We start from the raw sequence: 14308 nt of genomic DNA on the forward strand, positions 1-14308 counted from the left end.
TTATCCTCTTTTCCATCTTGTACCTTGAGCGGTATCTTCTAAAATAATATTACGTTCTTTTAAATCATCGCGAATTTGATCAGATAATGCGAAATCACGATTTTTACGAGCTTCAATACGCTTTTGGATAAGCTCCTCAATTTCTTCATCAAGCAATTCTTCTTGTGTTAATTCTAAACCTAAAATATCAAATAATGTTTCAAGTTGTTTTATATACGCTTCAATTACCACTTTAGAAGTATGTTCTTCTAACAAGTATTGATTTGCGTGATTTGCTACATTATATAATTCAGTAATCGCATTAGCCGTATTGAAATCATCATCCATTGCTTCTTCAAATGCACTCTGGAATTTTTCCATTTCAGCTAACCATTTCTCATTATGATCTGTTAAATTTGTGCTACTCTCCATACGATGCTTTAAGTTACCGTAAGCCGTTTTAATTCTTTCTAGCCCGTTATTCGTGCTTTGTAATAACTCTTCACTAAAGTTAATCGGATGACGGTAATGTACTGATAGCATAAAGAATCTAATTAACTGCGGATCATATTGCTTAATGATATCGTGAACTAAAATGAAGTTTCCAAGCGACTTAGACATCTTCTCATTATTAATATTAATATATCCATTATGCATCCAGTAACGTGCAAATGTTTTTCCTGTTAATGCCTCTGACTGTGCAATTTCATTTTCATGATGAGGAAACGCTAAATCTTGACCACCAGCATGAATATCAATTGTGTCCCCTAAGTACTTACGTGCCATCGCTGAGCATTCAATATGCCATCCTGGACGTCCTTTACCCCAAGGGCTTTCCCAGAAGATTTCTCCTTCTTTCGCAGCTTTCCATAAAGCAAAATCAAGAGGATCTTGTTTCTTTTCTCCTACTTCAATACGCGCACCGTGACGTAAATCTGCAATTGGTTGATGCGATAATTTACCGTAACCTTCGAATTCTTTCGTTCTAAAGTACACATCACCTTCTGATTCATACGCATACCCTTTATTCACAAGTTCTTGAATAAACTCAATAATGATATCCATATTTTCCGTTACGCGTGGATGAACCGTTGCATGTTTGCAACCTAACGCTGTTACATCTTCAAAGTAAGCTTCAACAAAACGATCTGCAATTGTTGGCACATCTTCGCCTAATTCATTTGCCGCCTTAATTAATTTATCATCCACATCAGTAAAGTTAGATACATACTGCACATCATATCCTTTATATTCTAAATAACGGCGTACTGTATCAAATACCATAGGTGGTCTTGCATTCCCAATGTGAATGTAGTTATAAACTGTAGGGCCGCACACATACATCTTTACCTTATTTTCTTCTAATGGAATAAACTCTTCCTTTTGACGTGTTAACGTATTATAAATGTGAATAGTCATTTTTATCCTTCCTTTCTACCTTTACTTCAAGTTGCTTTTTCAATTTATCAAGTTCTACTTCCATAACCTTTAATTTATCAAAAATCGGATCCGGAAGATCAGAATGATTTAATTCTTGACCAATCTTTACTCCATTTCGAATAACGACTCGACCAGGTATACCTACAACTGTAGAATGCGCAGGGACTTCTTTTAATACAACAGATCCTGCTCCAATTTTAGAATTCTCTCCAACTGTAATAGAACCTAGTACTTTAGCACCTGTTGCAATTAATACATTATCCTGAATTGTAGGGTGCCTCTTCCCCTTCTCTTTACCCGTACCACCTAATGTAACACCTTGATAAATTGTTACATTATCACCAATTTCACACGTTTCTCCAATTACAACACCCATTCCATGGTCAATGAAAAAACGACGACCAATAGTTGCTCCTGGATGAATCTCGATGCCAGTAAAGAAACGACTAACTTGTGAGATCCAACGTGCAATAAAGAAGAAATTCTTTTTATAAAAAGCATGTGCAATTCGATGAGACCAAACTGCATGTAATCCAGAGTAGGTCAAAATGACTTCGAAATAACTTCGTGCCGCTGGATCCTGTTCAAAAACGACTTCAATATCTTCCCGAAGCCTCTTAAACATCGATGTCCCCTCCCCTTTATGGGCTGCTTTTTCGAGTGAACTAACTACCTTAACTCCCCATTTATCCTCTAAATCTTTATACAAGGAGATAAAACTTATACTCATACCTATTTATATGGTATAAAAAAAAGACGCCTCTGTCATATTGACAGAGACGCCTTTTAAGCGCGGTTCCACTCTGTTTAGGCTAAAGAAAGCCTCAAACTCATCCATGATAACGGTTTGCACCGCTTCTGTTTACTTTGGCGCCCTAAGACGTTCCGCGAAATACTTCGCTGTTCAACAGAAGACTCGAAGGGGCATTTCAAAAATCCGCTTATAAACCACTTCCAGCCCAAAGGTGGTTCTCTCTGTAAAAAGCCTGATTTTCTACTTCTCCTTCTCGTCGCTTTTCCTTATTAGGTTTTAAGTATACTTATTATATTTCTAAACCTAGAAAATGTTAACCAATTACTTTTTGAATACGATTTAAAACTTTTTCTTTTCCAAGAAGAGCAATCGCATTAGGAAGTTCTGGACCGTGTGTTTGTCCAGTAGTCGCAACACGGATTGGCATAAATAAGTTTTTACCTTTATGTCCCGTTTCCTTTTGAACCGCTTTAATAGCTGCCTTAACTGCTGCTGGCTCCATTGCTTCTAGAGCTTCTACTTGACCAGCAAATGCACGAAGTACTTCAGGTACTTGTTCACCTTTTAATACTTCTTGTCCTTCTTCTTCGTAATCAACGTGATCTTTAAAGAACATTTCAGAAAGCTCTACAATTTCAGCTCCAAAGCTCATTTGGTCATGATATAAAGCAATTACATCACGAACCCAAGCTTGTTCTTGTTCGCTTAAGTTTTCACCTACGCGACCAGCTTTCACTAAGTGCGGTAAGCTTAGTTCAACAACCGTATCTAAATCTTGCTTTTTCATATATTGGTTGTTCATCCATTTTAGTTTTTGAGAATCAAACAATGCAGGCGATTTTGATAAACGAGCTGCATCAAACATTTTGATAAACTCATCTTGAGAGAAGATTTCTTCTTCCCCTACCGGCGACCAGCCTAATAGTGCAATAAAGTTAAAGATTGCTTCTGGAAGATATCCAAGCTCTTTATATTGCTCAATAAATTGAATAATAGATTCATCACGCTTACTTAATTTTTTACGGCTTTCATTTACAATTAAAGTCATATGACCAAATTGCGGGATATCCCAACCGAAAGCTTCATAAATCATCATTTGTTTTGGCGTGTTTGAAATATGATCATCACCACGAAGTACATGTGTAATCTCCATTAAGTGATCATCTACTGCTACTGCAAAGTTATAAGTTGGGATTCCATCTTTTTTCACGATAACAAAATCGCCGAAATCATTTGAATGGAATGCAACCTCATCTTTTACGATATCTTTAAATGTGTAATTACGATCAGCTGGTACACGGAAACGAATACTTGGAATACGTCCCTCAGCTTCAAATTCTTTAACTTGTTCTTCAGTTAAATCACGGTGGTTACCAGCGTAACGAGGTGTTTCACCACGAGCAATTTGCCCTTCACGCTCTGCTTCTAGCTCTTCTTCTGTCATATAACATTTGTAAGCTAAACCACGCTCTAATAAATCTACATATAATTTTTTATAAATATCTAAACGCTCTGTTTGACGATATGGTCCAAATTCACCACCAACATCAACACCTTCATCCCAGTCCATACCGAGCCATTTCAAGTATTTTAATTGGCTTTCTTCTCCACCAGCAACATTACGTTTTACATCAGTATCTTCAATACGAATAATAAACTTACCATCTTGATGACGAGCAAATAAATAATTAAATAATGCCGTACGCGCATTTCCGATATGTAAGTGTCCTGTTGGACTTGGCGCATAGCGCACTCTCACTTGCTTTTCCATAATTGGTACACCTTCCATTCTTAATGTCAACACATTCTATAATTGTACACCAAAAAAATGTGATTATCCATCTTACGAATTAAAAACCATTATTTTTTCTGCAATAATACAACTGCTTGAGAAGCAATCCCTTCTTCTCTACCTGTAAATCCTAATTTTTCTGTTGTTGTTGCCTTTACATTAATATTATCAATAGACGTTTCTAATAGTTCACTAATACGTTTACGCATACTTTCGATATGCGGTGCCATTTTTGGCTTTTGAGCAATAATTGTACAATCTAGATTTCCTAACTCATAACCTTGTTCACGCACAAATTCCCAAACTTTTTGTAACAATATAGCTGAATCTGCATCTTTAAAGGCAGGATCTGTATCCGGAAAATGCTTCCCAATATCTCCTGCTGCAATTGCTCCTAAACATGCGTCAGCAATCGTATGTAACAATACATCCGCATCCGAGTGACCAATTAATCCTTTCTCATGGGGAATTGTAATTCCGCCGATAATTAATGGTCTACCTTCCGCAAATTCATGTACATCAAAACCTTGTCCAATTCGAAACATTCTTTACATCCTCCTCAAGCTAAACTACTGAGCTTTATGATTCTATATTATATCGCTATCCCTATAAAGAAAAGCCCGGCCGTTGCCGAGCTTTTCTTTACTATAATGTCATCACTACTATTTCTTATGAACACGAAGGAAACTTTCAGCAATTAGTAAATCCTCCGGAGTCGTCACTTTAATATTATAATAACTCCCATCCACTACGCCTACTTGCTTCCCAATGCGTTCTACGAGACTTGCATCATCTGTACCAAGAAAACAGCCCTGCTTTGCACTTCTATGAGCTTCTAATAAAAGAGGAACAGAAAATCCTTGCGGTGTTTGGACAGCTTTAAGCTGAGAACGTTCTATCGTTTCAACAACAACACCCTGTTCCACTTTCTTAACTGTATCCTTCACTGGCACTGCACAAATGGAAGCACCATGTTTTTCCGCTGCAGTTAATACATCTTGAATCATTTTATTCGTTACAAACGGGCGAGCACCATCGTGCACGAGAACATATTCAACTCCGTCCACATGATGCAGCGCATTATACACACTATCTTGTCTTTCAGCTCCGCCCTGAATAAATTGTACCTGTTTTCCAACTGGGTACTTCTGCATTAACTCCTCAAAATAAGGACGTTCCTCTTCGTTAATTGCCATAATAATACTTTTACATGCTTTATCTTTTTCAAAAGCACGTAATGTATGCACAATGATCGGTACTTCATTTATAAGTAAGAACAACTTATTTTTGCCAGCACCCATCCGTTTTCCTTGACCCGCTGCTGGAATAATTAATGTATACATATTAATAATCCTCTACTTATAATGCTTTTTCTAATAATTTACGTTTTGCGAAAATCATACGACCAGCCGATGTTTGCAACACACTTGTAACAAGTACATTGAGTTGTGAACCGACAAATTCTCGACCATCTTCTACTACAATCATCGTACCATCATCTAAGTATGCAACACCTTGATTTTGCTCTTTACCATCTTTTACAACATAAACACTTAGTTCTTCGCCAGGGAGTACAACTGGTTTAATTGCATTTGCTAAATCGTTAATGTTTAACACTGTTACTCCTTGTAATTCAGAAACTTTGTTTAAATTGAAATCATTTGTTACAACAGTTCCACCAGTGATTTTCGCTAACTTTACAAGCTTGCTATCCACTTCTTGGATATCCTCGAAATCACCTTCATAAATTTCTACCGGAATTGGCATCTCTTTTTGAATACGATTTAAAATGTCTAATCCTCTGCGGCCACGATTACGCTTTAAAGCATCAGAAGAATCAGCAATATGCTGTAGCTCTTCTAATACGAATTGAGGAATCACAATGGTTCCTTCTAAAAACTTCGTTTGGCAAATATCAGCAATACGTCCGTCAATAATTACACTCGTATCGAGAATCTTCCAATGAGCTGTAGATTTTTCTACTTCTCCCTCGATCTCTTCGTTCTCACTATTGTTCTTTTTCTTACCGCCACGTTGTGGTAATGTAAATAAACCCAGTAATTCATTTCTCTTTTTAAACCCTACTTGGAATCCTAAATACCCAAGTAAAAGGGTAAAGAACACTTGTAATACTGTACTAATGACTGGGATTGTAAATTCACGAATTGGTATCAAAATTAAATATGCAACAATAAGACCAGAAATTAACCCTAGAGTACCGAATAAAACATCCGCTACAGGCGCCTTTACAAGTGCTTCCTCAATATGCTTAATAAGTTGAACAATATAATCCACAAGCCAAAATGTGGTTAAAAATAAAATAATTGCACCAATAATCGCACGAACATACGATCCCTCGAGCCATGGAACAGCACCGATATCCATTACATTAATAACTTTTGGGATTAAGAAAATCCCTAACGCTCCTCCGATCACTAAAAAGAAGAGCTGTACGATCCGTTTTAACATCCAACCACCTCCTACTCATTATTAACCATTGTTTTGCTAATCAAAACGCCGAATGCAAAAGCGGACGTGTTTTTTTGTAAATAGTTTTATTTACCAATATACCATATCATATACCAAAAATGTTCTAGTGTCGTTATATTATGGAATCAATGTAATATTCTTAATTGTGTCTACTCATATAGAGATGCTCTTGAATTCTTTTTAGACCCTCTCGTATTTTCTTCGCTCTAACTTCCCCAATTCCTTCCACATCATCCAATTCATTAATAGTCGCACGACAAACACCTTGCAATGTTTTAAATCGATTAATTAAATTTTCAATGATAAGTGGCGGAACACGAGAAATTTTGCTTGTGATTCGGTATCCTCTAGGCGTCACACTTTCTTCCAAACTCATTTGCCCTGGATAGCCAAGCAATTTAACTAAATCGCTATCCTCTAAAAGCTGTGTATTTGCAAGATCTTGTAACTTTTTCAAAATTTGATGATGGTCTTGTGTTTTTTCTTGATAATAATCTTTAATTAATAACGCTGCCTCTGCCTCTAAATCAGCTAGTAATTCTGTCAGTTGTAGACGAATTAACCTACCTTCTGTTCCTAACTCATGAATATAGCTCAATATTTCATTTTTAATACGCAGTACCATTTCAACGCTATGTAAAACATGAACCACCTCAGACATTGTAACGACCTCTTCAAATTCTAGAATGCCCAAATTCGTAATACCATCATTCCATACAGCCTTATATTTTTCTAACGTTTGAATAGCTTGATTTGCCTTTGTTAAAATAACCCCTATATCTTTTAGTGTATAACGTAAATTCCCTTGATATAGGGTAATTACGTTACGTCTTTGTGAAATAGCCACAACAAGGCTACCTGTTTGCTTTGCTACACGCTCTGCCGTTCGGTGACGCATACCCGTTTCAATAGAATCAATAGATGACTCTGGAACTAGCTGTGCGTTCGCAATTAAAATTTTACTTCCAGTTTCATTTAAAATAAGTGCCCCATCCATTTTTGCTAATTCATATAAACTGGCAGGAGAGAATGCACAATTAATATGAAAACCTCCATCAACAATACTTTTAATCTGCTCATTATATCCAAGAACAATTAATCCCCCTGTTTGTGCGCGAAGTACATTATCTATCCCTTCGCGCAGTGGTGTTCCTGGAGCAACGAGCTGTAAAATATTAATCATACTTTTAACACGTTGCTTGTTTTCTTCCATAGCCTAGCCTCCTAATGTCAAACGAAGCGCTTCCCCTAAATTAGATACACCTACTACCTCAATCCCATCCGGAATTGTCCATCCTCCCAAATTTTTTCTAGGGATAATAGCACGTTGAAATCCTAATTTGGCTGCTTCTTGTACACGTTGTTCAATTCTTGATACTCTTCTTATTTCTCCAGTTAGTCCTACTTCTCCTATTACCGCATCAGTTGGTGCAGTAGGTTTATCTCTGAAACTTGAAGCTATACTTAAAGCCACGGCCAAATCAATTGCTGGTTCATCTAATTTCAAACCACCTGCTACTTTTAAATATGCATCTTGATTTTGCAATAATAAACCTGTTCTTTTTTCTAATACCGCCATAATAAGCGATACACGGTTATGGTCTATTCCCGTCGCCATTCTTCGAGGATTTCCAAAACTAGTAGGGGAGATTAATGCTTGTATTTCTACTAAAACCGGTCTTGTTCCTTCCATTGAGGCAACCACTGTTGATCCTGCGACCCCGACTGGCCTTTCCTCAAGGAAAATTTCCGAAGGATTTAAGACTTCTGCAAGACCAAGCTCTTTCATTTCAAAAATACCCATTTCATTCGTAGAACCAAAACGATTCTTCACAGCTCGCAAAATACGATATGTATGATGACGGTCTCCTTCAAAGTAAAGAACTGCATCGACCATATGTTCTAACATACGGGGTCCTGCAATTGCCCCTTCTTTTGTCACATGTCCGACGATAAAAATAGGGATTCCTTTCGTTTTTGCGAGTTTCATTAATTCTGCTGTACATTCACGTACTTGTGCCACACTTCCAGGAGCTGACGTCACTTCGGGTAAATGTATCGTTTGAATAGAGTCAATAACAACAAAAGCTGGATTCATCTCTTCAATATGTGCTGCAATTCGCTGTAAGTCAGTCTCTGCTACAACAAATAAATTACTACCCTTTACATGCAAACGATCTGCACGCAGTTTTATCTGCTTTGCTGACTCCTCTCCTGATATGTATAGTACATCATATGAAGAATCTGCTAATTGCGATGAAATCTGTAATAGCAATGTTGATTTTCCAATCCCAGGATCTCCACCAATAAGTACTAAGGATCCATCTACAATCCCGCCACCCAGTACACGGTTAAACTCTTGAAATTTTGTTTCAATACGCGCCTCAGATTTTGTTTCTACTTCTGTTAAGCGTCTTGGTTTTGTTACTTCTGATTGAATCGCATTTGCATAATTAAGGCGCCTTGATGATACAACCGGTTCCATCTCTTCAACAAGTGTATTCCATTGACCACATCCAGGGCATTTCCCCATATATTTTGGTGACTGATAACCACACTCTTGACATGTAAATTTTGTTTTCTTTTTAGCCATATCTTTTTATAGTTCACTTCACTTTCATCTATAAACGTTTATCCTTCTCGTACAAGAAAGAGGGCTATCGCGTAGCCCTCTTTGTTTGTCTATACTTATTTTACCTTTTCCGCACTATGAATGACAAATGATTCTCCTTCTACATCAAAGATAACTTTTTGTCCTTTCTCAATAGCGCCTTTTAACAGTTCTTCTGATAGTCTATCTTCCACATGTTTTTGAATTGCCCTACGAAGCGGACGAGCACCGTACTCACGATCAAACCCTTTATCAGCAATTGCTGAAATCGCCCCTTCTGTTAAGTGTAATTCAATCTCTTGTTCTTTCAAGCGATTGACTAATTGATTAACCATAAGCGTTACAATCTCTTGAATATGTTTTTTCTCAAGCATATGGAATACGATAATTTCATCAATACGGTTTAAGAATTCTGGACGAAATGCCTTTTTCAGTTCATCCATTACTTTACCTTTCATATCTGAATAATCGCGGCTCTCATCTTGTACGTTAAATCCAAGATGTTTATTACGTTTTAACGCCTCTGCACCAACGTTAGATGTCATAATAACAATTGTATTACGGAAATCCACTGTACGTCCTTTAGAATCTGTTAAACGACCATCTTCTAATACTTGTAGTAAGATATTAAACACATCAGGATGAGCTTTCTCTACTTCATCTAATAGGACAACTGAATACGGCTTACGACGAACCTTCTCTGTTAATTGTCCACCTTCTTCATATCCAACATATCCTGGAGGTGATCCAACTAAACGAGAAGTAGAATGCTTTTCCATGTACTCAGACATATCGATGCGGATCATTGCATCCTCATCACCGAACATAGATTCTGCCAATGCCCTTGCTAGTTCCGTTTTACCTACACCAGTCGGTCCTAAGAAAATAAATGAGCCAATTGGACGTTTCGGATCTTTTAATCCCGCTCTCGCACGACGAACAGCTTTTGCCACAGCTACGACTGCTTCATCCTGTCCAATTAAACGATCGTGTAAAATTGATTCTAAGTTTAATAATTTATCCGTCTCTGTTTGTGCAAGTTTAGAAACCGGAATACGTGTCCATGTGGAAACGACATTTGCAATATCTTCTACTGTTACTTCTGAGTTTTCTTTTCCTTGCTGCTCTTTCCACTGGCGCTTTGTATCTTCTAACTTTTCACGTAAACGTTGTTCCATATCACGTAAGGAAGCAGCTTTTTCAAATTCTTGGCTTTGTACAGCTGCATCTTTTTCTTTTCTAATTTCCTCAAGCTTCACTTCAAGCTCTTTTAAGTTTGGCGGTGTTGTATAAGAACGTAAGCGCACTTTTGATGCAGCCTCATCAATTAAATCGATTGCTTTATCAGGTAAGAAACGGTCTGTAATGTAACGATCTGAAAGTTTTACAGCCGCATCGATTGCATCGTCTGTAATAGATACACGGTGATGCGCCTCATAACGATCACGTAAACCTTTTAAAATTTGAATTGATTCTTCTAAGTTTGGTTCATCAACATGAATTGGTTGGAAACGTCTTTCTAATGCCGCATCTTTTTCAATATATTTACGATACTCATCTAAAGTTGTTGCACCAATACATTGTAATTCACCACGTGCTAAAGATGGTTTTAAAATATTTGATGCATCGATTGCACCTTCTGCTCCACCTGCACCAATTAATGTATGAAGCTCATCGATAAATAGAATAATGTTTCCAGCTTGACGGATTTCATCCATCACCTTCTTTAAACGATCTTCAAATTCACCGCGATATTTTGTTCCAGCTACAACTGTACCCATATCTAATGTCATAACACGCTTATCTCTTAAAGTTTCAGGAACTTCATTATTTACAATTTGCTGTGCTAATCCTTCCGCAATTGCCGTCTTACCTACACCAGGCTCTCCAATTAATACTGGATTGTTTTTTGTTCTACGGCTTAACACTTCAATTACACGTTGAATTTCTTTACTACGTCCAATAACAGGATCCAAACGATTTTCACGTGCAACGACTGTTAAATCACGTGCTAAACTATCAAGCGTCGGTGTATTTGCATTTGTTGATGAACCGCCTTGGTGGCCAGAACTAGCTTCGTTACTTCCAAGAAGTTGTAACACTTGTTGTCTTGCCTTATTTAGACTTACACCTAAATTATTTAAAACACGTGCCGCTACCCCTTCGCCTTCACGGATTAAACCAAGTAAAACATGTTCTGTTCCAACGTAGGAATGACCCAGTTTACGTGCTTCATCCATAGACAACTCAATAACCTTTTTAGCACGAGGTGTGTAATGTACTGTTTGTGAGGCTTCTGTCCCACGCCCGATTAATGCTTCTACCTCTTTTTGAACTTTCTCTGGGCTTAATCCAAGGGCAATTAACGCTTTTGCTGCAATTCCTTCGCCTTCGCGTACAAGCCCAAGTAAAATATGTTCTGTTCCAATATTATTATGCCCAATGCGAATTGCTTCCTCTTGAGATAAAGCTAATACTTTCTGTGCTCTTTCTGTAAATCTTCCAAACATCATAGAAATCGCCTCCTACTTGCGCTTAGTTTTTTTCAATACGTAATCGCTCACGGATCAAGGTTGCTCTTCGATAATCTCTTTCTTCTGGCCCTAAAGGTCCTCCTGCATATTGTTGTAAAATACCCGGCTGCGTAAGAACCATTAGCTCAGTCAAAATATTTCTCGATATACCTTTTATATAACCTAGATCAATACCAAGTCGTAAATCTGATAAGCAAGTAGCCGCCTCCGCAGATTGAATTAAACGACTGTTTGCTAGTGTGCCATAAGAGCGAAAAACTTTATCTTCAAGTCCAATACTTGAATTTTGTACAATTAATTCTCTAGCCATTTTTTCCTGTTGTATGATTTGTTGAATGACACTCTTTAAATCTACAATAATATCTTCTTCAGATTTCCCTAACGTCATTTGATTTGACACTTGAAATATATTACCTAACGCTTCGCTACCTTCACCGTATATTCCTCTTACTACTAACCCTAATTTTTGAATTACTTGTATAATACGGCTAATTCTTTTCGTTAAAACCAGTCCCGGTAAATGGATCATTACAGAAGCTCTTAATCCTGTACCAACGTTAGTAGGACAACTCGTAATATATCCAAGGGATTCATCAAAAGCATATTCAACCTCTTCCTCAATCCAATTATCTATTTGATTGGCACTTTGAAGCGCCTCTGATAACTGCAATCCTGAAAATAGGCACTGAATCCTAATATGATCTTCTTCATTAAGCATAACACTAATATGTTCGCTCTCTGACAATAGACATGCTCCATATTCTGTTCCTGCAAGATTGGGACTAATTAAATGTTTTTCGACCAAAACCCTCCTTTGAAGAGGAGTTAATTCATTCATTTTTAATAGTTCAAACTCTCCAAAAGGTTCTACCGTTTTATTTATAAATTCCTTTTTAAATAATTCATGAATCTGTTTAGCTTCTTCTTCGCTTTGCATAGTAGAGAATTGATATTTTTTAAAATTACGAGCCAAACGAATTCGACTACTTAAAACAATATCAGAATCAGGGCCATCCCCCTTCATCCATGGACTAATCGCTTCATTCATAATTTTGTCCAGTGACATAGAACTATTCCCCCTCTCTATGCTCACTAAGCTGATTTTCAAGACCTCGAATTTTATCTCTTATCTCAGCGGCTTTCTCAAATTCCTCATTCTGTACGTATTGTTTCAGAATGAGTTTTAGTTCATCTAATTCTTTCTTTAAGTGAACATTTCCTTCTATACATTCCGGAATTTTTCCACAATGATCTGTATGCCCACCGTGAAGACGTTTTAACAACGGCTTTAAATGCTCCTTAAATGTATCGTAACAAGAAGTACATCCAAAGCGCCCCACTTTTGTAAATTGCTCATATGTCATCTTACAATCTGGACATCTTAGTGTATTTGTATTCGAAAATCCATTTTTTCCTTCTTCAAACATTGTTGATTCACCGTGTAATAACCCAGCCAATAAATCATGGAATGAAAAGTTAGACTGCGATGATTGAAAGAAAGACGTATAGCCACTTTGTTCTGCACATTGCTCACAAAGATGAACTTCCGCCTTCTTTTCGTTGATTACTTTTGTATAATGTAAAGTTGCTGGTCTTATATTACAGTTTTGACAAGTCATCACTATCCCACCTTTACAACAGGAACGATCTATCTCATGGTTCTTTTCATACATTACTAGATTGTTCACTTTTCTTAATCCGCTTAGATAAAAGTGCATGTTCTTTTTTCAAAACCTCTACAATATTTAACTGCCTTATCTTAGTTATCATTCTTTTACAAAAGCTATATTTATTTGTATTTCAGTGTTCTTAACATTGCGCATAATATTCGAGCCCTAAGTTCATCTCGAGAAGGAACATCCATTGATAATACAGAACGATCTAGTACGCTTAACATAAGTTTTGCTTCACGATTTGTTATGATTCCCTCTTCTATTAAACGTATAATCATACTCTCTGCATTCCCTTGCGCAACACTATGATCAATCATATGAAGCATTTGATCAATAATGTCTATATCGTCATGCAGTTTGACTTTTATAATGCGAATGTAACCTCCTCCACCACGTTTACTTTCTACTACAAATCCTCTTTCTAACGTAAAACGGGTATTGATTACATAATTGATTTGAGATGGTACGCACTCGAATCGATCCGCAATCTCATTTCTCTTGATTTCAATCACATTATTATTGCTTAAGTCAATAACTTGCTTTAGATATTTCTCAATGATATCAGATATATTTCTCATTTATCCGCCACCTTTATTGACTTTGACTATCTTTGACTTTAATTATATACGTATTAATAATATTTGCAACTCTTTTGCTTATTCACTATCCTAGCCATATTTCCCTGTATTTAATCAAAATAATAATTCTTTAAACACATTTTTTGATTACTATAGATTATAAAAGAAAACACGAAAAAACACGAGTCAAATGACTCGTGTTTTTAGTTGCTTGGCGACGTCCTACTCTCACAGGGACAAGGTCCCAACTACCATCGGCGCTAGAGAGCTTAACTTCCGTGTTCGGTATGGGAACGGGTGTGACCTCTCTGCCATCATCACCAAACTATGAAGGCATATTCCTTCAAAACTAGATAACATTTGCTACATATTATATGGTTAAGTCCTCGATCTATTAGTATTCGTCAGCTCCACATGTCACCATGCTTCCACCTCGAACCTATCAACCTGATCATCT

At 37.0% G+C, this 14308-nt stretch carries 12 protein-coding genes, 2 rRNA genes and 1 other annotated feature; all 14 genes read right to left on the reverse strand.

Going from position 1 to position 14308, the window contains the following annotated elements; genetic code table 11:
• Entirely contained in the window at positions 1 to 1398 is a 1398-nt protein-coding gene (cysS, locus tag MR065_RS20765) for a cysteine--tRNA ligase (RefSeq protein WP_098989771.1), read from the reverse strand.
• Positions 1379 to 2044, reverse strand: coding sequence for a serine O-acetyltransferase (gene cysE, locus MR065_RS20770; protein ID WP_150985228.1), 666 nt, complete (start codon positions 2042 to 2044; stop codon positions 1379 to 1381). The genes cysS and cysE overlap by 20 nt, the downstream gene beginning before the upstream one ends.
• Positions 2045 to 2191: 147 nt before the next feature.
• Positions 2192 to 2439 (reverse strand) — a binding site (T-box leader).
• Between the two features lie 47 nt (positions 2440 to 2486).
• Complete coding sequence (gene gltX / locus MR065_RS20775) at positions 2487 to 3944, reverse strand: glutamate--tRNA ligase (protein WP_242214939.1); 1458 nt, start codon at positions 3942 to 3944, stop codon at positions 2487 to 2489.
• 89 nt (positions 3945 to 4033) lie between these two features.
• Positions 4034 to 4510, reverse strand: coding sequence for a 2-C-methyl-D-erythritol 2,4-cyclodiphosphate synthase (gene ispF, locus MR065_RS20780; protein ID WP_000488380.1), 477 nt, complete (start codon positions 4508 to 4510; stop codon positions 4034 to 4036).
• 117 nt (positions 4511 to 4627) lie between these two features.
• Positions 4628 to 5308 (reverse strand): 2-C-methyl-D-erythritol 4-phosphate cytidylyltransferase, encoded by a 681-nt coding sequence (gene ispD / locus MR065_RS20785; RefSeq protein ID WP_242214940.1) that lies wholly within the window; start codon positions 5306 to 5308, stop codon positions 4628 to 4630.
• Between the two features lie 16 nt (positions 5309 to 5324).
• Positions 5325 to 6434, reverse strand: a complete 1110-nt coding sequence (locus MR065_RS20790) for a PIN/TRAM domain-containing protein (protein ID WP_097904629.1) — start codon at positions 6432 to 6434, stop codon at positions 5325 to 5327.
• Positions 6435 to 6594: 160 nt separating this feature from the next.
• Complete coding sequence (gene disA, locus MR065_RS20795; protein ID WP_097904628.1) at positions 6595 to 7668, reverse strand: DNA integrity scanning diadenylate cyclase DisA; 1074 nt, start codon at positions 7666 to 7668, stop codon at positions 6595 to 6597.
• A gap of 3 nt (positions 7669 to 7671) precedes the next feature.
• A complete protein-coding gene (gene radA, locus MR065_RS20800; RefSeq protein ID WP_097904627.1) occupies positions 7672 to 9048 on the reverse strand; it encodes a DNA repair protein RadA in 1377 nt (458 codons plus the stop codon).
• Between the two features lie 95 nt (positions 9049 to 9143).
• Entirely contained in the window at positions 9144 to 11579 is a 2436-nt protein-coding gene (gene clpC / locus MR065_RS20805) for an ATP-dependent protease ATP-binding subunit ClpC (RefSeq protein WP_097904626.1), read from the reverse strand.
• Between the two features lie 22 nt (positions 11580 to 11601).
• Positions 11602 to 12666, reverse strand: a complete 1065-nt coding sequence (locus tag MR065_RS20810; RefSeq protein WP_242214941.1) for a protein-arginine kinase McsB — start codon at positions 12664 to 12666, stop codon at positions 11602 to 11604.
• 4 nt (positions 12667 to 12670) lie between these two features.
• Positions 12671 to 13219 carry a protein-arginine kinase activator protein McsA gene (locus MR065_RS20815; RefSeq protein WP_242214942.1) on the reverse strand — a complete coding sequence of 183 codons (549 nt, stop codon included), beginning with the start codon at positions 13217 to 13219 and terminating at the stop codon, positions 12671 to 12673.
• 170 nt (positions 13220 to 13389) lie between these two features.
• Positions 13390 to 13851 carry a transcriptional regulator CtsR gene (gene ctsR / locus MR065_RS20820; protein ID WP_048526354.1) on the reverse strand — a complete coding sequence of 154 codons (462 nt, stop codon included), beginning with the start codon at positions 13849 to 13851 and terminating at the stop codon, positions 13390 to 13392.
• Positions 13852 to 14060: 209 nt separating this feature from the next.
• Positions 14061 to 14176: ribosomal RNA gene (rrf, locus tag MR065_RS20825) — 5S ribosomal RNA — on the reverse strand.
• 49 nt (positions 14177 to 14225) lie between these two features.
• Positions 14226 to 14308 (reverse strand): 23S ribosomal RNA (locus MR065_RS20830); the annotation flags it as partial.

It is taken from the genome of Bacillus cereus group sp. BfR-BA-01383 (genome assembly GCF_022663495.1).
In the GTDB taxonomy this organism is placed as follows: Bacteria; Bacillota; Bacilli; order Bacillales; family Bacillaceae_G; genus Bacillus_A; species Bacillus_A cereus_AU.

What these genes read in the sequence shown, in the direction of transcription:
- cysS (WP_098989771.1), bottom strand. Translation starts at nt 1,398, where the DNA reads ATGACTATTCACATTTATAATACGTTAACACGTCAAAAGGAAGAGTTT.
- cysE (WP_150985228.1), bottom strand. Translation starts at nt 2,044, where the DNA reads ATGTTTAAGAGGCTTCGGGAAGATATTGAAGTCGTTTTTGAACAGGAT.
- gltX (WP_242214939.1), bottom strand. Translation starts at nt 3,944, where the DNA reads ATGGAAAAGCAAGTGAGAGTGCGCTATGCGCCAAGTCCAACAGGACAC.
- ispF (WP_000488380.1), bottom strand. Translation starts at nt 4,510, where the DNA reads ATGTTTCGAATTGGACAAGGTTTTGATGTACATGAATTTGCGGAAGGT.
- ispD (WP_242214940.1), bottom strand. Translation starts at nt 5,308, where the DNA reads ATGTATACATTAATTATTCCAGCAGCGGGTCAAGGAAAACGGATGGGT.
- MR065_RS20790 (WP_097904629.1), bottom strand. Translation starts at nt 6,434, where the DNA reads ATGTTAAAACGGATCGTACAGCTCTTCTTTTTAGTGATCGGAGGAGCG.
- disA (WP_097904628.1), bottom strand. Translation starts at nt 7,668, where the DNA reads ATGGAAGAAAACAAGCAACGTGTTAAAAGTATGATTAATATTTTACAG.
- radA (WP_097904627.1), bottom strand. Translation starts at nt 9,048, where the DNA reads ATGGCTAAAAAGAAAACAAAATTTACATGTCAAGAGTGTGGTTATCAG.
- clpC (WP_097904626.1), bottom strand. Translation starts at nt 11,579, where the DNA reads ATGATGTTTGGAAGATTTACAGAAAGAGCACAGAAAGTATTAGCTTTA.
- MR065_RS20810 (WP_242214941.1), bottom strand. Translation starts at nt 12,666, where the DNA reads ATGTCACTGGACAAAATTATGAATGAAGCGATTAGTCCATGGATGAAG.
- MR065_RS20815 (WP_242214942.1), bottom strand. Translation starts at nt 13,219, where the DNA reads ATGACTTGTCAAAACTGTAATATAAGACCAGCAACTTTACATTATACA.
- ctsR (WP_048526354.1), bottom strand. Translation starts at nt 13,851, where the DNA reads ATGAGAAATATATCTGATATCATTGAGAAATATCTAAAGCAAGTTATT.